Origin of the sequence: Streptomyces pyxinae (genome assembly GCF_024756275.1) — a bacterium.
GTDB classification, from domain to species: Bacteria; Actinomycetota; Actinomycetes; order Streptomycetales; family Streptomycetaceae; genus Streptomyces; species Streptomyces pyxinae.
On the sequence record NZ_JANUGQ010000028.1, the window covers coordinates 21,618 to 44,139 of the forward strand.

The 22,522-nt window shown below is 73.0% G+C and carries 18 protein-coding genes; 11 read left to right on the forward strand and 7 right to left on the reverse strand.

Features of this window, described 5'->3' with window-relative positions; genetic code table 11:
- Window positions 1-9 precede the first annotated feature (9 nt).
- Together NX801_RS25380 and NX801_RS25385 are read left to right on the forward strand one after the other, a co-directional pair.
- Window positions 10-1,029 (forward strand): hypothetical protein, encoded by a 1,020-nt coding sequence (locus NX801_RS25380; RefSeq protein WP_258790229.1) that lies wholly within the window; start codon window positions 10-12, stop codon window positions 1,027-1,029.
- 785 nt (window positions 1,030-1,814) lie between these two features.
- Window positions 1,815-2,621, forward strand: a complete 807-nt coding sequence (locus tag NX801_RS25385; protein ID WP_309505894.1) for a tyrosine-type recombinase/integrase — start codon at window positions 1,815-1,817, stop codon at window positions 2,619-2,621.
- A gap of 75 nt (window positions 2,622-2,696) precedes the next feature.
- Here the strand turns inward: NX801_RS25385 and NX801_RS25390 are convergent, their stop codons facing one another.
- On the reverse strand, window positions 2,697-4,058 hold the full coding sequence (locus tag NX801_RS25390; RefSeq protein ID WP_258790230.1) for a glutamine synthetase family protein: 1,362 nt from the start codon (window positions 4,056-4,058) through the stop codon (window positions 2,697-2,699).
- Between the two features lie 120 nt (window positions 4,059-4,178).
- On the opposite strand from NX801_RS25390, the gene NX801_RS30830 reads away from it, so the two are divergent.
- From NX801_RS30830 to NX801_RS25410, 4 genes are all read left to right on the forward strand, one after another.
- Window positions 4,179-5,270: a PP2C family protein-serine/threonine phosphatase gene (locus NX801_RS30830; protein WP_309505895.1), complete on the forward strand. Its 1,092-nt coding sequence runs from the start codon at window positions 4,179-4,181 to the stop codon at window positions 5,268-5,270.
- Window positions 5,271-5,369: 99 nt separating this feature from the next.
- Window positions 5,370-5,756: a hypothetical protein gene (locus NX801_RS25400; protein WP_258790231.1), complete on the forward strand. Its 387-nt coding sequence runs from the start codon at window positions 5,370-5,372 to the stop codon at window positions 5,754-5,756.
- Between the two features lie 102 nt (window positions 5,757-5,858).
- Window positions 5,859-6,548: a thioredoxin-like domain-containing protein gene (locus NX801_RS25405; protein WP_258790232.1), complete on the forward strand. Its 690-nt coding sequence runs from the start codon at window positions 5,859-5,861 to the stop codon at window positions 6,546-6,548.
- Window positions 6,545-7,201 (forward strand): DUF305 domain-containing protein, encoded by a 657-nt coding sequence (locus NX801_RS25410; RefSeq protein WP_258790233.1) that lies wholly within the window; start codon window positions 6,545-6,547, stop codon window positions 7,199-7,201. The genes NX801_RS25405 and NX801_RS25410 overlap by 4 nt, the downstream gene beginning before the upstream one ends.
- Before the next feature lie 286 nt (window positions 7,202-7,487).
- On the opposite strand, the gene NX801_RS25415 is transcribed toward NX801_RS25410, so the two are convergent.
- On the reverse strand, window positions 7,488-8,282 hold the full coding sequence (locus NX801_RS25415; protein ID WP_258790234.1) for an alpha/beta fold hydrolase: 795 nt from the start codon (window positions 8,280-8,282) through the stop codon (window positions 7,488-7,490).
- A gap of 255 nt (window positions 8,283-8,537) precedes the next feature.
- Here NX801_RS25415 and NX801_RS25420 point away from each other — a divergent pair, with 255 nt between their 5' ends.
- Window positions 8,538-10,298, forward strand: coding sequence for an NAD+ synthase (locus tag NX801_RS25420; RefSeq protein ID WP_258790235.1), 1,761 nt, complete (start codon window positions 8,538-8,540; stop codon window positions 10,296-10,298).
- Window positions 10,299-10,510: 212 nt separating this feature from the next.
- Here NX801_RS25420 and NX801_RS25425 read toward each other — a convergent pair whose 3' ends face one another.
- The gene (locus tag NX801_RS25425; protein ID WP_258790236.1) at window positions 10,511-11,809 is read right to left on the reverse strand and encodes an MFS transporter; all 1,299 of its coding nucleotides are present in this window, start codon (window positions 11,807-11,809) and stop codon (window positions 10,511-10,513) included.
- Between the two features lie 539 nt (window positions 11,810-12,348).
- Window positions 12,349-13,338, reverse strand: coding sequence for an endonuclease/exonuclease/phosphatase family protein (locus tag NX801_RS25430; RefSeq protein ID WP_428986227.1), 990 nt, complete (start codon window positions 13,336-13,338; stop codon window positions 12,349-12,351).
- A 379-nt stretch (window positions 13,339-13,717) separates the two neighbouring features.
- Between NX801_RS25430 and panB the strand changes: the two genes are divergently transcribed.
- The 3 genes from panB (at window position 13,718) to NX801_RS25445 (ending at window position 16,849) form a co-directional block, all read left to right on the forward strand.
- Window positions 13,718-14,635, forward strand: a complete 918-nt coding sequence (gene panB / locus NX801_RS25435; RefSeq protein ID WP_258790238.1) for a 3-methyl-2-oxobutanoate hydroxymethyltransferase — start codon at window positions 13,718-13,720, stop codon at window positions 14,633-14,635.
- A 310-nt stretch (window positions 14,636-14,945) separates the two neighbouring features.
- Window positions 14,946-15,974, forward strand: coding sequence for an ATP-binding cassette domain-containing protein (locus NX801_RS25440; protein ID WP_258790239.1), 1,029 nt, complete (start codon window positions 14,946-14,948; stop codon window positions 15,972-15,974).
- On the forward strand, window positions 15,971-16,849 hold the full coding sequence (locus NX801_RS25445) for an ABC transporter permease (protein WP_428986228.1): 879 nt from the start codon (window positions 15,971-15,973) through the stop codon (window positions 16,847-16,849). The genes NX801_RS25440 and NX801_RS25445 overlap by 4 nt, the downstream gene beginning before the upstream one ends.
- Before the next feature lie 167 nt (window positions 16,850-17,016).
- Here NX801_RS25445 and NX801_RS25450 read toward each other — a convergent pair whose 3' ends face one another.
- Both NX801_RS25450 and NX801_RS25455 read right to left on the reverse strand, forming a co-directional pair.
- Window positions 17,017-20,676: an AfsR/SARP family transcriptional regulator gene (locus tag NX801_RS25450; protein WP_258790240.1), complete on the reverse strand. Its 3,660-nt coding sequence runs from the start codon at window positions 20,674-20,676 to the stop codon at window positions 17,017-17,019.
- A gap of 179 nt (window positions 20,677-20,855) precedes the next feature.
- A complete protein-coding gene (locus NX801_RS25455; RefSeq protein ID WP_258790242.1) occupies window positions 20,856-21,125 on the reverse strand; it encodes a hypothetical protein in 270 nt (89 codons plus the stop codon).
- Window positions 21,126-21,387: 262 nt separating this feature from the next.
- Here NX801_RS25455 and NX801_RS25460 point away from each other — a divergent pair, with 262 nt between their 5' ends.
- On the forward strand, window positions 21,388-22,194 hold the full coding sequence (locus NX801_RS25460) for a site-2 protease family protein (protein ID WP_258790244.1): 807 nt from the start codon (window positions 21,388-21,390) through the stop codon (window positions 22,192-22,194).
- Window positions 22,195-22,292: 98 nt separating this feature from the next.
- Here NX801_RS25460 and NX801_RS25465 read toward each other — a convergent pair whose 3' ends face one another.
- Window positions 22,293-22,463 carry a hypothetical protein gene (locus tag NX801_RS25465; protein WP_258790246.1) on the reverse strand — a complete coding sequence of 57 codons (171 nt, stop codon included), beginning with the start codon at window positions 22,461-22,463 and terminating at the stop codon, window positions 22,293-22,295.
- Window positions 22,464-22,522: the final 59 nt, after the last annotated feature.

Below are 22,522 nucleotides of genomic sequence, written 5' to 3' on the forward strand. Positions count from 1 at the left end.
GGGGGGCGCATGGACGCATCTTCCGAGGGTGTGCCCGCAGAAGTTCCCGGCGACGATGCCGGCCAAGAAGTCAAGGCTGAACCTGACTGGGCTGATCGCATCAAGGAGTATCGTCAGGGCGATGTCATCCGCGTGGTGAGCATCCCCCTAAAAGTTCAGCCTGGTGTTGTTGAGTGGGTAGCTACCCCGCACGGTGCAGTCCTGATCACCCAGACCTGCGATGTAGTTCTAAAGGATCGACCGACAGCCCATTTGGCTCCAGTTCTGGAGCTTCCCCCCGTAGAGGCGAAGGCAAATCGCAATGGTCGACGCCCGCATCTCGTGCATCTACCTGAGCTCGGTGACTGCCATTTTGCAGACCTAACTTATGTTGCCACAGTTTCGAAGGCGGTTATTGCCTCTGCAGAGCGCAAGCCGGGTGTCGAAGCCATTGCAGCGGTGCGCAAGTTCGGGCAGCGAGTTGGCCGTCGTTTTAGCCGGTTTGCCTTTCCGGATGAGGTGGTGCCATGGATCCGCCCGTTGCAGGACCTGATAGGAAGTAAGGTCACTAAAGAAGCCAGTCCAATCGGCTGGGCGCTAAGCAAGATAGCTTCTCTGAGGCTGGAATGTACTGAAGAATGGGAAGTTGCTCCGTACTCACTAACGCTCTGCGTAGTATTGGAACCAGGGGTTCTTCCTCCCTTCCCTCCGAATGAAATTCCTGAGTGCTCCGAGCGGGTTAGTACATGGCTTTACGGCTCAAATGGGGCCACCCTGATTCGCAGGCATAGCGAAATCGCGAAGTACCTTCATGACGCCGAGCGAATCTCTTTGGATGCGACTGATCGGTATTGGCTTTGGAGTGCACTAGCTGATTCTTGGGCAGCGATGTGCGTTCCTCCGGAAAATTCGACTCCAGATATTCTGGAAGCAGTTGAAGGAGGCGTAGTGAGCTCTGATATTTCTTCCACGGAAGAATACTCGTTCGAACGTTATCGGCACTCCGAGGAAATCGATCTGGACCATCTTTCCTCTCCGCTGCCGTTGTGATTCGTTGACATTCGCTGCTGGTTGGCGGAGTTACGGCGGGTGAGCTGATTCTTCTTGGCGACACGCTGGTCAGCCCCAACGAAACCGGTACCGACGCGGAGCGACCACACCGGCCGGCACCACTTCGCGGCAGCAGCTGCTCCCCGACCGCCCATTTCCGGTGGTGCGGTTGCCTCACGCTCCCGTCATCCGTGACGACAGGGGTACGGCGCCCCGCCCTACTCAAGCTCGGGAGCCGGCCGGCCGTGCGCAAGAGGCCACCCCTCCCTCGCCGCTGGCCGTATTTGGGTCGCCCGTCCTGGCCGCAGTCGGCAGCGCTGGTGGCTACGCGTGCCATGCGACGGTTGCCGTGCTTGGATGTGTGCTTTGGCTGCCCATCAACCCGAGCTTTCAGGCGTGCGGTCGGCGGCCGGGCTGGAGCGGGGCGGAGACAGGAGCGCAGGCCCGGGCGACGGGCCGCGCTGTGCGCGGCGGATGCCTTGATGAAGCAGGGAAAGCTTCATCTCGCCCACCATGCCGGTTTTCAAGGCCGACCGGCGTGCAGCGCTCGCACGTCGTCTGACCTGCACCTTCCCCGGGCCGAGACCGCCATGTAGAGATCCTGGCCCTCACGTGGCCCACGAGGCCCCGAAACCGCCCCTTCCCGGGGCTCCAACCGCTGCCCGGTCGCCGCCCGTGCCGGGGCCGAGCGATCTTCGGAAGAGAGGTTCACATGGCCGAGTCATCCGTTCTGCTCCCCGGATACGCTGGCTATCATCAGCCGCCGATCAGGGAAGGCCCTCCCTGTGTCCTCATATCGCCGGCTCATCTTCGCCAGCGTCTCCGCCGTGCTCGCCGCGGCCGTGGACGACGAGCTACTCGCCAAGAACCCGTGCAAGTCGCGTTCGGTCCGGCCGCCGGCGCCGGTCGAGCCGCGGGTGAGGCCGTGGACGGCGGAGCGGGTGTTCGCCATCCGCTCGGCGCTGCCGAAGCGCTACCAGGCAATGGTCGACATCGGAGAGAGGTGCGGTCTCCGCCAGGGCGAGATCCTCGGACTGACGGAGGAGCACGTCAGGTTCGACACCGGATGGCTCCACATCGCGAATCAGGTGAAGGTCGTCAACGGGCATCTCGTCTTCGGGCCGCTGAAGCGCGGAAAGGAGCGGGACGTCCCGCTCCCCCGCCAGGTCGCCCGCGTTCTCCGCGAGCATGCTGAGGAATTCCCGCCCGTCGACGTCTCCCTGCCGTGGCTGAAGCCGGACGGGCCGCTCGTCACGAAGCGGCTGTACTTCTCACTCACCGGCGGCGGCGCCGTGCGCCGGACCGACTTCAACACCCGCATGTGGAAAGCCCAAGGAGGGCGCGCGTCACCAGACGGCCCGCGAGCACGGAATGTACGCGCTGCGGCACTTCTACGCGTCCGTCTTCCTCGACGCTGGCGAGAACATCAAGGCGCTCAGCTCGTACCTCGTCACGGCGACCCCGGGTTCACGCTCCGGGTCTACACGCGCCTGATGCCGAGCAGCGACGGACGGGCCCGCCGGGCCGTGGACGGGCTCTATGAGGGCCCCGGGTCGACGTCTGACGGCCCAGAGGCGGCCCCGGCCGAGTAGGACGGCTGAGGGCCGACGGTTCACGACCGTCGGCCCTCAGCTTCAGTTCCAGGGTCTAACTGTCCTGGCCTGCGCTTACAGCACCGGGAGGTTTTTGCGGAGTTCGAAGGCGGTGACTTCGGAGCGGTATTCCTCCCACTCCTGCTTCTTGTTGCGGAGGAAGAAGTCGAAGACGTGCTCGCCCAGGGTTTCGGCCACCAGTTCGCTGCGTTCCATCAGGGTGATGGCCTCGCCGAGGTTCTGCGGGAGGGGCTCGATGCCCATGGCGCGGCGTTCGGCGTCGGAGAGGGCCCAGACGTCGTCGTCGGCGCCGGCCGGGAGTTCGTAGCCCTCCTCGATGCCCTTGAGGCCGGCGGCCAGCAGGACGGCGTAGGTGAGGTACGGGTTGGCGCCCGAGTCGATGGAGCGGACCTCGACGCGGGAGGAACCGGTCTTGCCGGGCTTGTACATGGGGACGCGGATCAGGGCGGAGCGGTTGTTGTGGCCCCAGCAGATGTAGGAGGGGGCCTCGCCGCCGGAGCCGGCGGTGCGGGAGGAGCCGCCCCAGATGCGCTTGTAGGAGTTGACCCACTGGTTGGTGACGGCCGAGATCTCGGCGGCGTGCTGGAGCAGGCCGGCGATGAAGGAGCGGCCGACCTTGGAGAGCTGGTACTCCGCGCCGGACTCGTAGAAGGCGTTCCGGTCGCCCTCGAAGAGCGAGAGGTGGGTGTGCATGCCGGAGCCCGGATACTCGGAGAACGGCTTGGGCATGAAGGTGGCCTGGACGCCCTGCTCCAGCGCCACCTGCTTCATGACCAGCCGGAAGGTCATGATGTTGTCCGCCGTGGAGAGCGCGTCGGCGTAGCGGAGGTCGATCTCCTGCTGGCCGGGGGCGCCCTCGTGATGGCTGAACTCGACCGAGATGCCCATCGACTCCAGCATGGTGATCGCCTGGCGGCGGAAGTCCATGCCGACGTGCTGCGGGGTGTGGTCGAAGTAGCCCGAGCTGTCCGCGGGGGTGGGGCGGGTGCCGTCGACCGGCTTGTCCTTCAGCAGGAAGAACTCGATCTCCGGGTGGGTGTAGAAGGTGAAGCCCAGGTCGGAGGTCTTGGCGAGGATGCGCTTGAGGACGAAGCGGGGGTCCGCGAAGGAGGGTGAGCCGTCCGGCATCAGGATGTCGCAGAACATCCGGGCGGTGCCCGGCGCCTCGGCGCGCCACGGCAGGACCTGGAAGGTGCCCGGGTCCGGCTTGGCGATCATGTCGGACTCGTAGACCCGGGCGAAGCCCTCGATGGCCGAGCCGTCGAAGCCGATGCCCTCGTCGAAGGCCTGTTCAAGCTCGGCGGGGGCCACGGCGACCGACTTCAGGAAGCCGAGCACGTCCGTGAACCAGAGGCGCACGAACCGGATGTCGCGCTCTTCGAGCGTACGGAGCACGAACTCCTGCTGCTTGTCCATTTCCACACCCATCCTCGCTGATCAGGGCCAGCATGCCAGCACACGGTTTCGTGCACGTTGCGTCCCCATAGTGCCTGGCTGTCTGTGGCGCGGGTAACGGTGGCCTCGCAGACTGGTGACATGGACCGTGGCGGGCAGGAGCTGGCCGGTGGCGTGCGCTTGCCGCGCTGGGTGCGCACGCTGCCGTGGGTGATGGTGGTCGTGCTGGTGATCGTCCAGCTGCTCACCCCCAAGAGCCTGGAGCTGGGCTTCGCCTTCGCGGTGGTCCCGCCGCTGACCTCGCTGGTCTACGGCCGCTTCGGCACGGCGCTGGTCTCCGGGACGCTGGCGGCGCTGTTGCTGCTCCCGGCGATAAGGGCCGACGACGTCTCGTACCAGGATCTGCTGGCCTTCGTACTGATCTCGCTGGTCAGCGTGGTGCTGGCGGCGCTGCGGGTACGCCGGGACGCCCAGCTGGTCTCGGTCCGCACGGTCGCCCAGGCCGCCCAGCTCGCGGTGCTGCCGCCGATGCCGCCGCGAGTGGGCCCGGTGCGGTGCGGGGCGCTGTACCGGGCGGCCCAGCGGGGCACCCTGGTCGGCGGCGACCTGTACGACGTGCAGCAGAGCGCGTACGGGGTGCGGGCCGTCGTGGGCGATGTGAAGGGACACGGCCTGGCGGCGGTCGGCACGGTGTCGGCGCTGCTCGGTGCCTTCCGCGAGGGCGTACTGGACGAGCCGGAGCTGTCCGGGGTGGCCGCCCGCCTGGACCGGCGGCTGGTGGTGGACGCGGCGGCGCACGGGGACAAGGAGCTGTTCGCCACGGCGGTGCTGCTGGAGTTCCCGCCGGGCGCCTCCCGGGTACGGGTGCTCAGCTGCGGCCACCCGCCGCCCCTGCTGCTGAACGGCTCCGGGGTCCGGGAGGTCGAGCCGGAGCCCGCCTCGCCGCTGGGCCTGGGGATGGCGGAGTTCTGCGTCCCGGCGTCGCTGACCGTCCCGCTGGGCCCGGGGGACGTCCTGCTGGCCCACACCGACGGGGTGACCGAGGCGCGGGACGCGGCGGGCCGGTTCTACCCGCTGGCCGAGCGGGTGCGGTGGGCGCCGCCGACGGAGCTGGTGCGGGAGGTGTGGCACGACCTCTCCGGGTACGCCGAGGAGGTCGCCGACGACGTGGCGCTGCTGGCGCTGAGCGTCTCGGACGGCTCCACGGCGGCGGGACGGCGGCGGGGGCGCTGAACCGGCCCCCCCGGAGGGACACCGAGCCGGGTGCGGGGGTACGGAGGTTTCGGGTACCGGGCTGGGGCCGGGGCGGGTCCGGCCGTTACGATCACGCCCATGAGGGGGCCGGGGGTCATACGCACCGGGCGTCCCATGGCCCTGCTGGGTGCCATGGCGACGCTCCTCGCGGCGCTGGTGATCTGCCTCGCCCCCGGAGCCGGCCACCACGGCGGGACGGAATCCGGCGACGGTGCCCGGATGACCCGCGTGGCCGGGACGGCGGCCGGGGACAGCTGGTACGCCTGTCCGTACGACGACGGGGGCTGCGGCCTCACCGCCTCGCTCAGCCCCGCCGTGCTCACCGCCCCGCCACTGGATCCGCCGCCGCACCAGGACGGACCGGCGCTGCTCGTCCCGCCGGCCGGCGGCGGCCGGGTGGACGGAACCTTCGCGGCCCGGCCGCGCGCCCCCGATCTGCACCTTCTGCAAGTCCTGCGGACGTAGAAGGGCCGCGCCCGTGGCCCGATCACCTTCCTTGGTGACTGCTTGTCATGGGCATATGGCTTCTTCTTACCGACAGGACCGAGGGAAGGACCTTCGACCACCATGGCCGACCACCATCACACCGCCGCCACCGCCACCGCCACCGACCGGCGGGCCCGGATCGAGGAACTGCGCCGGGCCGAGCGGGCCCGGGAGCGCCGCTACCGGATCGTCGTACTGTCGCTGAGCGGCGTACTCGTCGCCGGGCTCGTCGGGGTGGGCGCGTACACCCTCACCAAGCGGAAGGACGGCGCGGCGGGCGGGGACGGCAAGGCGGCCGCCCGGCCGACGGCCGCCGCCGACACGCCGATCCCGGGCGAGCGGAGCTGGGACCCGAAGAAGCTCGGCCGCAACCATGTGACCACCCCGGTCACCTATCCGATGACGCCGCCGGTCGGCGGGGACCACAACCCGGTGTGGCTGAACTGTTCGGGTGACGTCTACCAGGAGCCGGTGCCGGAGACGAACGCCGTGCACTCCCTGGAGCACGGCGCGGTCTGGGTGACGTACAACGACGAGGCGCCGGCCGCCGACGTGAAGAAGCTCGCCGGGAAGGTCGCGAGCACCCCGTACTCGCTGATGAGCCCGGTGCGGAACCAGGACGGGGCGATCATGCTGACCGCCTGGGGCAAGCAGGTCACCGTGGACGGCGCCGACGACCCGCGCGTCGACCGGTTCTTCACCCGGTACGTACAGGGCCGGCAGACCCCGGAGCCGGGCGCCCCCTGCACCGGCGGGGTGGAGGCCCGGTGAGCGCCCGGCAGGCGTGGTGGGAGGGCTCCCGGACGCGGTGGGCGGCGGTCACGGCGGTCGTGCTCGCCCTGCTCTTCGCCGGGGCGGCCACGGTCGCCTCGGCCCGGGACGGCGCCGCCCCGGAGCGGCCGGTGACTCCGGCGGCGGATTCGGTGGAGGCCGGGTTCGCCCGGGACATGGCCGTCCACCACCAGCAGGCGGTGGAGATGTCGTTCCTGGTGCGCGATCTGACCGACGACGAGGAGATCCGCCGGCTGGCGTACGACATCGCCAACACCCAGGCCAATCAGCGGGGCATGCTGCTCGGCTGGCTGGACCTGTGGGGGCTGCCGAAGGTCGCGATGGACCGGGAGCCGATGGGGTGGATGGGGATGCCCTCGCACGGCGCGTCCGCCCCGGGGGCCCCGATGCCGGGGATGGCGAGCCGGGCCCAGCTGGCGGAGTTGCGGGCGTCGAAGGGGCGGCAGGCGGAGATCGGCTACCTGCGGCTGATGACCGCCCACCACAAGGGCGGGGTGCACATGGCCCGGGGCTGCGCGGAGAAGTGCGCGACCCCGGTGGAACGGGAGCTCGCCCAGGGCATGGTCGACGCCCAGGAGTCGGAGATCGCGCTGATGGCGGAGCTGCTGCGGAAGCGGGGGGTGCGAGGGTAGGGGTTCCCGGGGCACTGGGGCCTCCCGGGACGCCTTGGGCTATCGGGGCGCCTGGGACTTCCGGGGCGCTTGGGACTTCCGGGACGCCTCGGGCTTCCGGGGCGTCTGGGGCTTCCAGGGGCTCCGGGACGCCCAGGACAGCTGGGGCTTCCGGGAGCCGGGGCCCCGAAGCTGAGGGTCCCGGTTCTCCCCGGGCGCACGGCCCTTCCGGAGGCCTCAGTGCTCCTCGGGCTCATGGCCCTTCCGAGGGTCCCGCCCCAGGTGCCCCCGGTCCGGGTCCCGGTGGTCAGCGGTCCAGCGCCAGCACCGCGTCGGCCAGGGCGTCCGGGCGGTCCAGCATCATCAGGTGCCCGGACCCCGGTACGGAGACGAAGCGGGCGGTCAGCAGGTCGGCGAGGGCCTGCTGGCGGGCCGTCCAGCGGGGGCCCGCGCCCTCGGGGGCGGCCAGCACCGTGACGGGCAGGCCCGGCGGGAGCGGGTGGCGCTCGCGCAGCGCCCGCAGACCGGCGGCCACGTCCAGGTAATGGGCGTTCTCCAGCACGGCGCCCCGGGCCACCCGCGAGGTCCGGTAACAGCGCCGTACCAGGGCGCCCGGTGCCGGGTCCGGGGCACGGCCCGGGCGGCCGAGGCGTACCAGGGCCCGGCGCGTGGCCGGACCGAGGGCGGCGGGGGCGCCGGTGGCGGCGAGCGCGGCGCCCAGGCCGTGCGCCACGGCCGTACGGAGGGCGGCGGGGAGGACCGGCGGGCGGGCGTCCTCCTCCACGGAGCCGTCGCAGAGCACCACCCCGGCCACCCGGCCCGGGTGCAGCCGGGCGAACGCCTCGGCGTGGAAGGCGGCGATCGAGTGGCCGACGACGGTGACCGGGCCGGTCGTCCCGAGGGCGTCCAGGACCCCGGCGATCCGGTGGCCCTCCCCCTCCGCGGTGGGCGGCGCGAGGGCGGGGCCGCTCAGTCCGTGCCCCGGCCGGTCGAAGCGGACCACGGTGCGGTGCGGGGCCAGCAGCGGGACGACCGGGTCCCAGTCGAACCAGCTCATGGCGAGCCCGGCGCTCAGCACACAGACCGGTCCGGTGCCCGTCACGGTCACATGGTGGGGCACTCCCCCGACCCGTACGAATCTCTCCGTGTCTCCTCCGGCATTTCCCTCCGCGCTTCCTTCCGCGTCTCTTCTCGCGTCCACTCTCTCCGCGTCCACGCTCACCCGTCGCCCGCCCGTCCTCCGCCCGTCGCCGGACAGCCTGCCATGTCACCGGTGAGGGCGCGGTCAGGGCGGCCCCAGGGTGAGCCCCGGTCCGCCGCACCCCATCGCGTCGGAGTGACGATTACACTGGCGGATGTGCCTCAACTACGTCTTGCCCTGAATCAGATCGATGCGACGGTCGGTGATCTCACCGCGAACGCCGAGGCGGTCGTGCGGTGGACCCGGCACTCGGCCGAGCGGGGGGCGCATCTCGTCGCCTTCCCGGAGATGGTGCTGACCGGGTACCCGGTGGAGGACCTGGCGCTGCGCTCCTCGTTCGTGACGGCCTCCCGGGAGGCGCTGCGCGCGCTGGCCGGCCGGCTGGCGGACGAGGGCCTCGGGGAGCTGCCGGTGGTGGTCGGCTATCTGGACCGCGCCGATCAGGCCCAGCCCCGGTACGGCCAGCCGGCCGGCGCGCCCCGGAACGCCGCGGCCGTGCTGCACGGCGGGAAGGTGGCGCTGTCGTTCGCCAAGCACCATCTGCCCAACTACGGCGTCTTCGACGAGTTCCGTTACTTCGTGCCCGGCGACACCCTGCCGGTGGTGCGGGTGCGCGGGGTGGACGTGGCACTCGCCATCTGCGAGGACCTCTGGCAGGAGGGCGGCCGGGTGCCCGCCGCCCGGTCGGCCGGGGCGGGGCTGCTGGTCTCGGTCAACGCCTCGCCGTTCGAGCAGAACAAGGACGACACCCGGCTGGAGCTGGTGCGCAAGCGCGCCCAGGAGGCCGGGTGCACCACCGCCTACCTGGCCATGGTCGGCGGCCAGGACGAGCTGGTCTTCGACGGCGACTCGATCGTGGTGGACGCCTCCGGCGAGGTGCTGGCCCGCGCCCCGCAGTTCGCCGAGGCGAATGTGATCATCGACCTGGAGCTGCCGGCCGCCTCCGCCGAACCGGTGAGCGGCACGGTGGACGACGGGCTGCGGATCGACCGGGTGATCCTGTCCGGGGAACCGGTGGAGCCGTACGCGCCCGAGTACGGCGGTGAGCTGACCGAGCGGCTGGACGACGACGAGGAGGTCTACTCGGCGCTGGTCACCGGGGTGCGCGCGTACGCCGCGAAGAACGGTTTCCGCTCGGTGCTGATCGGCCTCTCCGGCGGTATCGACTCGGCGCTGGTGGCGGCCATCGCCTGTGACGCGGTGGGCGCGGAGAACGTGTACGGCGTGGCGATGCCGTCCAAGTACAGCTCCCAGGGCTCCCGGGACGACGCGGCCGAGCTGGCCCGCCGGACCGGGTGCCACTTCCGTACCGTACCGATCGAGCCGATGTTCGACGCGTACATGGAGTCGCTGGGGCTGACCGGGCTCGCCGAGGAGAACCTCCAGTCCCGGCTGCGCGGCACCCTGCTGATGGCGCTCTCCAACCAGGAGGGCCACATCGTGCTGGCGCCGGGCAACAAGTCGGAGCTGGCGGTCGGCTACTCGACGCTGTACGGCGACTCGGTGGGCGCGTACGGGCCGATCAAGGACGTGTACAAGACCTCGGTCTTCCGGCTGGCGCGGTGGCGCAACCGGGCGGCCGGGGAGCGCGGCGAGACCCCGCCGATCCCGGAGAACTCCATCTCCAAGCCGCCCAGCGCCGAGCTGCGGCACGGCCAGGTGGACACCGACTCGCTGCCCGACTACGACGTGCTCGACCGGATCCTGGAGCTGTACGTCGACCGGGACCAGGGCAAGGACGCGATCGTGGCGGCCGGCTTCGACGAGGAGCTGGTGACCCGGACGCTGCGGATGGTGGACGTGGCGGAGTACAAGCGGCGCCAGTACCCGCCGGGCACCAAGATCTCGGCCAAGGGCTTCGGCAAGGACCGGCGGCTGCCGATCACCAACCGCTGGCGCGAGACGACGACCGGCTGACCCGAGCGAGCCGGGCCCGGGCCGGGGCTGGGCCAGGCAAGGGGCCGGGAGACACCGAGGGGCCCGGGTCCGGACCACTGTGGTCCGGACCCGGGCCCCTGTCGCTGCCCGGGCCGGGTCGCCGTCCGGACCCGGCCCCGGGGGCCGTCACCGGGGCCCTCGACCGCGCCGGGCCGGTCACCGGTCCGGGCGGCTCCGTCGCCGGGGACGGGTCAGTCGGTGCCGGCGGACCGGACGGCCTCGGCGGTCGCGGTCGCCCGGGCGGGGCCGGCGGCGGCTTCGGCCAGGGGCTCCGGCCGGGAGCCGGACGCGACCACCCGGGAGGGCGTCCCGTCCGTACCGGAGCCGGTGCCGGAGCCGTCCCGGTCGCGGCCCCGGTCCAGCAGCCCGGCGGTCACCGCCACGGCGAGGCCGACCACGGCCAGCGCGGCGCCGACCAGGGCCGGGGAGGTCCAGCCCCAGCCGGCCGCGATCGCCGCGCCGCCCAGCCAGGCGCCACCCGCGTTGGCCAGGTTGAAGGCCGAGTGGTTGGAGGCGGAGGCCAGGGTCGGGGCGTGCCGGGCCTTGTTCATCACCAGCATCTGGAGCGGGGTCGTGGTCATGAAGCCGACGGCGCCGAGCACCACCACGCCGACCAGCGCCGGCGCCTGCTGGTGCACCGCGAACCGGAACCCGACCAGCACCAGCGCGAGCGCCGCCAGCGAGCCGTACAGGGTCGGCCGCAGCGCCCGGTCGGTGAGCGGGCCGGCCACCAGGGCGCCGAGGGTCATGCCGATGCCGAAGAGGGCGAGCACCAGGGTGACGGCGGACTCACCGAAGCCCATCACCTCGGTGGTCATGGAGGCCAGGTACGAGTAGACGGCGAACACCCCGGCGAAGCCGAAGACCGCCGTGAGCAGGCCCAGCAGCACCTGGCGGTCGCCCAGGGCGCGCAGCTCGCGGCCGACCCCCTGGCCCTCGTCGACCGGGACGTACGGCACCAGCCGACCGAGCGCGGCCATGGCGACCAGCCCGATCGCCGCGACGACCAGGAAGGTGGCCCGCCAGCCGAGGTGCTGGCCCAGCAGGGTGGCGGCCGGGACGCCCACGATGTTGGCGACCGTCAGGCCCAGGAACATCGTGGCGACGGCCCGGGCGCGCCGGTCCTCGCGCACCAGCCGGGCGGCGACGACCGCGCCGACGCCGAAGAAGGCGCCGTGCGGCAGACCGGCGAGCACCCGGGCGCCGAGCAGGGTACCGAAGCCGGGCGCCAGGGCGGAGGCGAGGTTGCCGACGGTGAACAGGCCCATCAGCAGCACCAGCATCCGCTTGCGCGGGATCCGGGAGCCGAGGGCGGTGAGCAGCGGGGCGCCGATGACGACACCGATGGCGTAGGCGGAGACGAGATAGCCGGCGGTGGGGACGGAGGTGTGCAGATCGTCCGCGACATTCGGCAGCAGGCCCATCATCACGAACTCGGTGGTTCCGATGCCGAAGGCGGAGACGGCGAGCGCGAGCAGCGCCAGGGGCATGAGGGGGGCCCTTCCGTAAGAGGGGTCGGTCCAGTTCCGGGAACGTCGGGTGCGCCCGGGCCGCACCCGGGCGGGTCGCGCCGGGCCGGCTCATACCGGGCGAACCGGGCGAGCCCGCGCCGGGCGGGTCCGGGGCGCGGTGCCGTGCCGCTCCGCACGACGGCGCCGCCGGAGCCCGGCCGCCGCCCCGCGGCCCCGGCGTCCGTACGACTCCGACGGCCTCCCCTGTGGCCGCGGGGGCCGCGGGGCACAGCACGAGAGGACGCGTACGCGTACGGGACGAGCACGGGGCGGGGCGGGGCGGGCGGGGACGTACCAGCGTAAGTTCTCTTACGGAACAAAGTCGAGCGCCCAGGATGTTCCCGGTGTGAACAGCTGATTTCCGGAAGGAAAGCCAAGATTCCCCGGAGCCCGGATTCCCGGGGCGCGGGACCCCCCGGGCGCGGGACCCCCCGAGGCGGGCGGGGTCCCCCGGGCGCCGGACCCCGGGGCGCGGATCCCCCGGGCGCCGAACCCCGGGGCGCGGCCCGGGGCCTGCCTCAGCGCTGCTTCAGAGCGATCCGCGCCGCGATGGGCAGATGGTCGCTGGCGGTGGCCGGGAGGGTCCAGGAGGCGACCGGCTCCACGCCCTTCACCATGATCTGGTCGATCCGCGCCATCGGGAAGGCGGCCGGCCAGCTGAAGCCCATGCCGTCGCCGGCCGCGCCCTGGGTGGAGCGCAGCTGCGAGGTGACGGCATTGAGCGCGCGGTCGTTCATGGTGCCGTTGAGGTCACCGAGCAGGACCACCCGGTCGAGCGGCTCCCGGGCGATCGCCTCGCCCAGCGCGTCGGCGCTGTCGTCCCGCTGGCTGGCGGTGAACCCGGCGTTCAGCTTGACCCGGACCGAGGGCAGATGGGCCACGTAGACCGCGACCCGGCCCTGCGGCGCGTCCACCACGGCGCGCATGGCCCGCACCCAGCCGAGCCGGATGTCCACCGGGCGGGCGCCGCTCAGCGGGTACTTGCTCCAGAGCCCGACCGTGCCCTGCACCGAGTGGTACGGGTAGGTGGCGGCCAGCGCCTTCTCGTAGACCGGGACCATCCCCGGCTTCAGTTCCTCCAGCGCCAGCACCTCGGCCCCGGAGCCGGCCACGTTCTGGGCCGTGCCCGCCGCGTCCGGGTTGTCGGCGTTCACATTGTGGCTGACCACCATGAGGTCGCCGGCGCCGCCCGACCGGTCGGTGACCAGCCCGCCGAAGAGGTTGATCCAGACCGCCACCGGCAGCAGCAGGGCGATCAGCGCGGTGGCGGACCTGCGGATCAGCCCGAGCACCAGCAGGACCGGGACGAAGAGGCCGAACCAGGGGAGAAACGTCTCGGCCAGGCTGCCCAGGTTGCCGATCCGGTTGGGGATCTCGGCGTGGAAGACCATCACCAGGGTCAGCAGCACCGAGCAGACCGCGAGCACGACACCCCGGCGCCAGAGTCCGGGACGCCGCCAGATCGCGCCGCCGCCGCTCGTCTCCGTCACGTCGTCCACCCGCGTCATTCGCCTGCCTCGCTCGCCTTGCTCGCCTTGCTCGTCCTGCCGGTCCGGTCCCGGCGACCACTGGTGTGTCCCCGGTACGCCCCCGGTGCCGGCCGCCGGTCCGGTTCCGCCGGCCGCCGGTGCCCCCGGGCACGTCCCGTACCGCCGCGCGTCCGTCCCGTACCGCCGTACGCGCCGTCCGGTCAGACCCTAGGTGATCAGGAACGGGCGTACTGCCACGAGGACGACCCGACGGCGCGGCGGGTTCCTGGGGCACCCGTCCGGGACGGCGGCTGTGACAGAACCCGCACACTTCCCCCGTACGGCACCAGGTGCCACCATGGATGTGGTCCGGGGACGCCGTCAGGGCGCCTCGAGATGACGAAGGAGCCGTTTCACCATGACGCTTCAGGCTGCCCAGGAGCAGTCCGCGCGGTCCTCCGACGGCGACAAGGCCGGTAAGACCGAGAAGGCCGACAAGGCTGACAAGGCCGACAAGGCGCTGTACGGAGGCACCAGCACGCGACGCATCACCGTCCATGACATCGCCGCCGCCAAGCGGCGCGGCGAGAAGTGGCCCATGCTCACCGCCTACGACGCGATGACCGCCTCGGTGTTCGACGAGGCCGGCATCCCGGTCGTCCTGGTCGGGGACTCGATGGGCAACTGCCACCTCGGCTACGAGACCACCGTGCCGGTCACCCTGGACGAGATCGCCATCCTCTCCGCCGCCGTGGTACGCGGCACCCGGCGCGCCCTGGTCGTCGGCGATCTGCCGTTCGGCTCGTACCAGGAGGGCGCGGTGCAGGCCCTGCGGTCGGCCACCCGGCTGGTCAAGGAGGCCGGGGTCGGCGCGATCAAGCTGGAGGGCGGCGAGCGCTCGCTGCCGCAGACGGAGATGCTGGTGCGGGCCGGGATCCCGGTCATGTCCCACCTGGGGCTGACCCCGCAGTCCGTCAACACCATGGGCTACCGGGTGCAGGGCCGGGGCGACGAGGCGGCCCACCGGCTGCTCCGGGACGCCAAGGCGGCGCAGGACGCGGGCGCCTTCGCGGTGGTGCTGGAGCTGGTACCCGCCGAGCTGGCCGCCGAGGTCACCCGTTCGCTGGACATCCCGACCATCGGGATCGGCGCCGGGCCGGACACCGACGCCCAGGTGCTGGTCTGGACCGACATGGCCGGGCTGACCGGGGGCAAGGTGCCGCGCTTCACCAAGCAGTACGCCAACCTGCGGCAGACGCTCGGGGACGCGGCCCGCGCGTTCGCCGACGAGGTGTCCGGCGGAACGTTCCCGCAGCCGGAGCACGCCTTCCACTAGTCCGACCCTTCCGCCAGTCCGCCAGTTTGCCTCTGGTTCCACCGTGCGGCCGCTCCTCCCCTGGGCCCCTGGGGCTCCCCGGGGGCCCGGGGCGGCCGCCCCGCCGGCCACTCCCGGTACGAAACGACGGCCCGCCGACTTCCCCCATCGGCGGGCCGTCGCCCGTTCCCTTCCGGGACGGGCTCCCCGGCCGGCCTCTCTGCACGGGGCGGGACAGGGACACGAGGGGGGTGCGGGTGATGTCGGTGCCCGGCCGGCGGTGTCGGTCATCTGTCGGGGCGTTGTCAGTGGCGGTTGATGTCATGGGGCCATGACACGATCCGACATCAACGCCGTCGAGGTACGAGGCCTCGTGAAGCACTACGGCGAGACCAAGGCGCTGGACGGGGTGGACCTGGATGTGCGCCAGGGCACCGTCCTGGGGGTGCTGGGCCCCAACGGCGCCGGGAAGACCACCCTGGTCCGCTGCCTCTCCACGCTGATCGCGCCCGACGCGGGCACCGCCACCGTCGCCGGGTACGACGTGGTGCGCCAGCCGCGCCAGCTGCGCCGGACCATCGGGCTGACCGGGCAGTACGCCTCGGTCGACGAGAAGCTGTCCGGCTGGGAGAACCTCTACATGATCGGGCGGCTGCTCGACCTCTCCCGGGCGGAGGCGCGGCGCCGCGCCGACGAGCTGCTGGAGCGGTTCTCGCTGACCGACGCCGCGAAGAAGCCCGCCGGCCAGTACTCCGGCGGCATGCGGCGCCGGCTGGACCTGGCGGCCTCCATGATCGGCCGGCCCGCCGTGCTGTACCTGGACGAGCCGACGACCGGGCTCGACCCCCGTACCCGCAACGAGGTGTGGGACGAGGTCCGGCGGATGGTCGGGGAGGGCATGACCGTCCTGCTCACCACCCAGTACATGGAGGAGGCCGAGCAGCTGGCGCACGAGCTGACCGTCATCGACCGGGGCCGGGTGATCGCCAGCGGCGCGGTGGACGAGCTGAAGGCCAAGGTCGGCGGCCGTACGCTCCAGGTCCGCCCCAGCGATCCGGCCTTGCTGGACGAGATGGCCAGGACGCTCACCGAGAGCGGGCTCACCGGACTGGCCGGCGCCACCGCGGTCCCGGCCGAGGGCCAGCTGTACGTACCGATCCTCAGCGACGAGCAACTGACCGCCGTGGTCGGCCTGCTGAGCGAGCGAGGCTTTGGCATCGCCCATATCGGCACCCATCTGCCCAGTCTGGACGAGGTGTTCCTCGCCATCACCGGGCAGAAGGCGCCCGCGACCGAGCCCGGCCCGGAATCGGCCGGCCCGGCCGGTTCCGCCACGACTTCCGAGGAGATCGCCGCGTGAGTACGGCAACCACCCCCGCGCCCGCGTCCGTTCGCCCCGGTCAGGTGCCTCCGGCCGGCGGCCCGGGCGGAGTCCCCGCCGACGGTTCCGCCGGTGAGGACCGGATCGGACTGCGGGCCAATCTGCGGCACATCGGCGCCCTGGTGCGGCGCAACGCCCTCCAGATCAAGCACGACCCCGAGTCGATGTTCGACGCCGTGCTGATGCCGATCGTGTTCGTGCTGCTCTTCGTCTATGTCTTCGGCGGCGCCATCGCCGGCAAGGGCAACCAGCAGGACTACGTCAACTATGTGGTGCCCGGCCTGATGGCGATGATGGGCATGAACATCGCCATGGCGGTCGGCACCGGCATCAACGACGACTTCAAGAAGGGGGTCATGGACCGGTTCCGGTCCATGCCGATCGCCCGGTCCTCGGTGCTCGTGGCCAAGATCGTGGTGGAGGTGGGCCGTTCGCTGGTCGCCACCGCCATTCTGCTGGGCATGGGCTTTCTGCTGGGCATGGAGGTCAAGTCCTCGGTGCTCGACCTGCTGGGGGCGGTGGGGCTCTCGACGGTCTTCGGCGCCTCGCTGATGTGGATCTTCATCCTGCTGGGCCTCACCCTGAACACGGCCCAGGCGGTCCAGGGCGTGGCCATGCTGGTGCTGATGCCCCTGCAGTTCGGCTCGTCGATCTTCGCGCCGCCCGCCTCCATGCCCGGCTGGCTGGAGGGGTTCACCAAGGTCAACCCGCTCTCCAACCTGGCGGACGCGGCCCGGGCGCTCATCAACGACCAGCCGGTGGGCAACTCGGTGTGGATCACGCTGGCCTGGGCGGTGGGGATCACCCTGGTGACGGCCCCGCTGGCGGTGTCGCGGTTCCGCCGGAAGACCTGACGGCCGGCGCAGGGCCGCGAAGGCCGCCCCGCCCGCCGGGCCGTCACCCGGAAGGGGACCGACCGGTGCGCCTCCCGGGGCGTACGGCGGTCGCGACCCGGGCCGGGCCGGAAGCCGCGGGGCCCGGCCGTCACCCGGACGGGGGCCGGTGCGCCGCTTCCGGGCCATCACTCGGACGGGGGCCGGCGCTCCGGGGACGGCAGCAGGGCCGCGACCTCGTCCGGGTCGAGGCCCCGGCCCTCCTGGTACGCCGCGGTGTACTCGGCCTCGCCGAGGGCCGTCCGGGCCAGCCCGGTCGCCGTCGCCAGGTCCCGGAGCTCCTGCGCCCACGGCACGTGCCCGGCCGGCAGCAGCTCCTCCCGGGCGCCCAGCAGCACCGCCGCCGTCCGGGCGCCCGGACCGCCGAGCGCGGCCAGCGCCCAGGCGGCGGCGACCAGTTGCACGGCGGGCAGATGCGGGGCGACCATCCGGGCCACCGGGTCCCCGGCCAGGGCGTACGCGCCGGCCGCCGCCGCCAGGGCTTCCTGGTGGCGGCCGTCCAGGTTGTCCAGCCAGCTCCGGGTGCCGAGCACCACCGATCCCAGGAAGGTGAACGCCTCGGCCCGGAACTCCTTGTCCAGGGAATCCAGATGACGGCGCGCCTCGGCGGTCCGGCCGGTCCGGGCCAGCCAGCCCACCAGATAGAGCCGGGCGGCCGGGACGACCTCGCTCCCGGAGTTGTCCCCGTCCCGCTCCAGGATGTCCCGGAGAATCTCCTCGGCCTCGGTGCCCCGGCCGGTCTCGGTCAGCACCTGGGCGTACCGGGCGCGCAGCAGCGCCACCTGGCCCCGGGCGCCGATCCGTTCCGCGTATGTCACGGCGGCCGCGTAGTCCTCGGCGGCGCCCGCCGCGTCCCCGGACCGCTCCCGCGCCTCGGCGCGCGAGGAGAGGGCCTCGGCCGTGCCCCAGGCGTCCCCGAGGCGCTGGAAGATCGCCAGGCTCTCTTCGGCGTCCCGGGCCGCGTCCCCCGCCCAGCTGCTGCGGTTGGCGAGGATGTTGGCGCGGGTCTGCAAGGCACCGGCGAGCTCCCAGTCGAGTCCCAGCCGGCGGCAGGTGTCCACGGTTCCGTCGACCACCGCGCGCAGCCGCTCGGCGTCACCGGTGACCACGACCGCGTAGAGCCAGAGCGACCCCGGCATCCAGCAGCTCTGCGGCTGTCCGGGACGGTAGGCGGTGGCGATCCGGCGCATCTCGGCGGCGCCCTCCCCGGTGGACCAGTGCCAGGTCTCATGGCCCCGGTAGACCAGCCCGATCAGCCGTACGCCCCGGCGCGCCTCGTCCAGCACCGCCTCCTCCCACGGCGGTGGGGTGTCGGTGCACCGCCGGTCCAGCGACGGGGCCGGTTCCACCGGGGCGGCGAACGGGTCCGGTCCGAGCGCCGCGGCCCGCTCCGTCCAGTGGCGGGCGTCGGCGCGCAGATCCCGCATCTGCCAGTACCAGGCGAGCGAGAGGACCAGGCAGAGCGCCTCCGGCTCGTCCCGGGCGTCGACCGCCCGGCGCAGCGCGGTGCGGATGTTCTCGTATTCGAGCTGGAACCGGGCGATCGCGTCCGGCTGACCGGGGCCGCGCAACAGCGAGTCGGTGGTACGGGCGAGCTCCCGGTGGTGGACGAGGTGGCGGCGCTCGGCGGCGGGCCGCTCGCCCGCCTCGTCCAGCCGCTCGGCGGCGTACTCGGCCACCGTCTCCAGGAGCCGGTAGCGCATCTCCCCGTCGGCGGCGGGCGCGGCGACGACCAGCGACTTGTCCACCAGCGAGCCCAGCACGTCCAGGATGTCCGGGACGCCGCGCCCACCCGGTCCCGGGCCGGAGTGCGGACCCGGCGCGGATCCCGGGCGGTCGGCCTCCGGCCCGGTTCCGGCGCCCGGTTCCGCTCCCGGCACGGACCCCGGTCCGCCTCCCGGTCCCGTCACGGCGCCCGCCCCGGGTCCCGGCCACGCCCCGGCGCCCGGCGCGGATCCCCGGCGGCCGGCCTCGGGCCCGGTTCCGGCGCCCGGTCCCGCTCCCGACACCCCCGGTCCCGCTCCCGGCACGGACCCCGGCCCGGCCCCCGCTCCCGACGCCCCTGGCCCCGCTCCCGCCCGGGTGTCCGGTCCCGCTTCCGCGCAGACCGCCTCGGCCGCCGCCAGGCCGCAGCCGCCGGAGAAGACCGAGAGCCGCCGCAGCACGGCCCGCTCCTGGTCGGCCAGCAGCTCCCAGGACCAGTCGACCACCGCCCGCAGGGTCTGCTGGCGGGGCAGTACGGTACGGCTGCCGCCGGTGAGCAGCCGGAACCGGTCGTCCAGCCGGTCCGCGATCCCCCGGGGCGTGAGCATCCGCAGCCGGGCGGCGGCCAGCTCGATGGCGAGCGGCAGCCCGTCGAGCCGGCGGCAGATCTCGGCGCAGGCCTCCGGATCGTCCTCGACCCGGAAACCGGGCCGGGCGGACGCACCCCGCTCGGCCAGCAGTTCGAGCGCCGCCGGGCCGGGCAGCGGGCCCACCGGGCGCAGGGTCTCCCCGGGCACGCCCAGCGGCTCCCGGCTGGTGGCCAGCACGGAGAGGCCGGGACACTCCTCCAGGAGCCGCTGGACCAGAGCGGCGGCGGCGTCCGACAGGTGCTCGCAGTTGTCGAGCAGCAGCAGCATCCGCCGCCGGGCGCAGTGCTCGGCCAGCCGCACCAGGGCGTCGTCCCGGCCCGCCCCCTCGACCACCCGCAGCTCCCCCGCCCCGGCGCCGTGCAGCACGGTCTGGCGCGCCCCGAGCGCGGTGAGTACGGCGTCGGGGACGGCCTCCGGGGATCTGACCGGCGCCAGCTCGGCCAGCCACACGCCGTCCGGCCAGGCGGTGCCCCCGCGCTCGGCCGCCTCCTGGGAGAGCCGGGTCTTGCCCGCTCCCCCGGGCCCGAGCAGGGTGACGAGCCGGGAGCCGGCCAGATCGGCCAGTACGGTGCCGATCTCCTCCTCCCGGCCCACGAAGCTGGTCAGCCGGGCCCGCAGATTGCCGGGGCGGAGGTCCGGCACGGGCCGCGCGGACACCGGGGCGGCGGGGGCGACCGGGGCCGGGCCCCGCTCCGGACCGGCCGCCTCCGGGTCGAGCAGCCGGGTGTGCAGGGCCTTCAGCTCCGGACCGGGGTCGGCGCCCAGCCGCTCGGCCAGGTCGCGGCGGACCGTCTCGTACGCCGCCAGCGCCTCCGCCGGGCGCCCGGCCGCCGCCAGGGCCCGGATGCGCAGCGCCCGCAGCGGCTCGTCCAGCGGGTACGTCTCCTCCAGCGCGGCCAGCTCCGGCAGCGCCTCCTCCGCCCGGCCCAGCGCCACCAGACCGGCCAGCCGGGAGCGGCGGGCGGTCAGCCTGCGGGCCTCCCAGGGTGCCGCCTCGGCCGCCCGGGCCACCGGATCCGGCAGGTCGGCCAGCGCGGGCCCCCGCCAGAGCGCCAGCGCCTCGTCCAGCGCGGCGACCGCCCGGCCCGGCTCGCCCGCCTCCAGCGCCCGCGCCCCCTCGGCCGCGAGCCGCCCGAACCGGTGCAGGTCCACCGCCTCGGGGCCGGCGCCCAGCCGGTAGCCGCCGTCGGCCGAGACCACCGCGCCGGCCCCGAGGGCCCGCCGCAGCCGCGCCACCAGCGCCTGGAGCGCGCCGGGCGCGTCGGCGGGCGGGCGCTCGCCCCACACCTCGTCCACCAGCGCCCCGGCCGGCACGGTGCGCCCGGCCCGTACCGCCAGCACGGTGAGCAGCGCGCGCAACCGCGCCCCGCCGACCTGAACCGGGGTGCCGTCGTCCTGCCGCGCCTGGGTGGAACCGAGTACGAAGATCTGCACCCGCCCATTCTCCGCGACGCCGCCCGCCCACCGCCGGGCGGTCCGCCGGCTCGCCCCAGTGCCCGCGGCGGGGCGAGCCCCCGGCGCCCGCGGCGGTCGGCCGGTCGCCGCCGGTCCGGCCTCCGCTCCGCCGGCTCAGGACACCGGCGACTCCGGCGACTCCGGCCGGTCCCGACGGCTCACGCCGCGTCCCCGGAATGGGGGTGGAACCCGCTGTGGTCCCCCGCCTTGAGCCGTGCGATGTCCGCGTCGATCTGCTCCCGGGCGGCCGGTGGCAGCGCCCACACCGCGAGCACCTGGGGGAGCTGGTCGACAGGGGTGCGGCCGATCTCCTCGTCGAACACCGGCCGCTGGTCCTCGGGCAACGCCGCCCGGATCTCGTCGATCGTCGAGGGAAGCCGCACCGGCTGCCCGTCGACATGGGTCTTCCAGGACATCTTGTCGTCCATGCCTCACCGCCTCGGCTCTCGAAGGCGCTCACCGTATGCCGCCCGCGTCCGGGTCGGGGCGGTTCCGACCTGGATTCACTCATATGTGCGAAGTCGGCAGCCGGAGCTCCGGAACTCGGTTCGCGTACCGGACGTTGATCCCGCGCGTCCCGGTACGGTTCGGTGCGCACGGCCCGCGAGACGGTTCGCGGGCGGCGCCGAAGGACCGCAGAGCCCGCGAGACACCCCCGAGACAACCCGCGAGACAACAGGAGCACCCCGCATGGCCACCGCCACCTCCCGCCACAGCGACCGGAGGATCAGTCCGGTCTTCCTCGGCATCGCCGCCGTGATGGCGGTGACGGGCTGGGCGGTCTGGACGGAGTTCTCGGCCAACCTCGGTCTCGCCGTCTTCCTCTTCGTCACCTCGGCGTGGATCGTCTCGCTCTGTCTGCACGAGTACGCGCACGCCCGTACCGCACTGCACAGCGGGGACATCTCGATCGGGGCGAAGGGGTATCTGACCCTGAACCCGCTGAAGTACACCCACGCCCTGCTGAGCATCGTGCTTCCGGTGATCTTCGTGATCATGGGCGGCATCGGGCTGCCGGGCGGCGCGGTGTTCATCGAGCGGAACCGCATCCGGGGCCGCTGGCGGCACAGCCTGATCTCGGCCGTCGGGCCGCTGACCAATCTGCTCTTCGCCCTGGTCTGCACCGCGCCGTTCTGGCTGGGGCTGCTGGACGGAGTGCCGTGGGGCTTCCGGTTCGCGCTCGCCTTCCTGGCGCTGCTCCAGGTGACGGCGGCGCTGCTGAACTTCCTGCCGGTGCCCGGGCTCGATGGCTACGGCGTGGTCGAGCCCTGGCTCTCGTACCGGATCCGCCGCCAGATCGAGCCGTTCGCGCCCTTCGGGCTGCTGGCGGTGTTCGTCTTCCTCTTCATCCCCGAGGTGAACGCGGTCTTCTTCGACGTGATCCGGTCGATCCTGGACGCGCTGGGCGTCTCCCCCGTCGAGGTCGCCTGCGGCCAGGACTTCTACCGCTTCTGGCAGGAGCGGAACGACATCTGCCAGGCGGCGGTCACCGGCTGACGCGCGCCGCCCGGGACCGGGGCGGGAAACGGAACCCGGACAGGGACTGGGTCGACACCTGGGCCGGGACCGGAAGCGGGACCGGCTCCGCGGGGGCGTCAGCGGGTGACGCGCGGGCCGCGCTTGTAGTAGTACCAGGCCATGTTGGAGGAGACCCCGGCCAGCAGCACCCAGACGATGCCCAGCCAGGTGCCCTGGACGAAGGAGATCACGGCCGCGGCGACGGCGAGCACGCAGACGGCGAGGGCGTACAGAGCGAGGCGGGGCATGGGGGTCGGCTCCTGTCCGGTTACGGCTGAAACGGCGGATGTGCCCGACCAGTGTCCCC

Bases quoted from the DNA above. Each gene is read 5' to 3' on its own strand.
- NX801_RS25380 (WP_258790229.1), top strand. From the start codon at position 10: ATGGACGCATCTTCCGAGGGTGTGCCCGCAGAAGTTCCCGGCGACGAT.
- NX801_RS25390 (WP_258790230.1), bottom strand. From the start codon at position 4,058: ATGGACAAGCAGCAGGAGTTCGTGCTCCGTACGCTCGAAGAGCGCGAC.
- NX801_RS30830 (WP_309505895.1), top strand. From the start codon at position 4,179: ATGGACCGTGGCGGGCAGGAGCTGGCCGGTGGCGTGCGCTTGCCGCGC.
- NX801_RS25400 (WP_258790231.1), top strand. From the start codon at position 5,370: ATGAGGGGGCCGGGGGTCATACGCACCGGGCGTCCCATGGCCCTGCTG.
- NX801_RS25405 (WP_258790232.1), top strand. From the start codon at position 5,859: ATGGCCGACCACCATCACACCGCCGCCACCGCCACCGCCACCGACCGG.
- NX801_RS25425 (WP_258790236.1), bottom strand. From the start codon at position 11,809: ATGCCCCTGGCGCTGCTCGCGCTCGCCGTCTCCGCCTTCGGCATCGGA.
- NX801_RS25430 (WP_428986227.1), bottom strand. From the start codon at position 13,338: ATGACGCGGGTGGACGACGTGACGGAGACGAGCGGCGGCGGCGCGATC.
- panB (WP_258790238.1), top strand. From the start codon at position 13,718: ATGACGCTTCAGGCTGCCCAGGAGCAGTCCGCGCGGTCCTCCGACGGC.
- NX801_RS25440 (WP_258790239.1), top strand. From the start codon at position 14,946: ATGACACGATCCGACATCAACGCCGTCGAGGTACGAGGCCTCGTGAAG.
- NX801_RS25455 (WP_258790242.1), bottom strand. From the start codon at position 21,125: ATGGACGACAAGATGTCCTGGAAGACCCATGTCGACGGGCAGCCGGTG.
- NX801_RS25460 (WP_258790244.1), top strand. From the start codon at position 21,388: ATGGCCACCGCCACCTCCCGCCACAGCGACCGGAGGATCAGTCCGGTC.
- NX801_RS25465 (WP_258790246.1), bottom strand. From the start codon at position 22,463: ATGCCCCGCCTCGCTCTGTACGCCCTCGCCGTCTGCGTGCTCGCCGTC.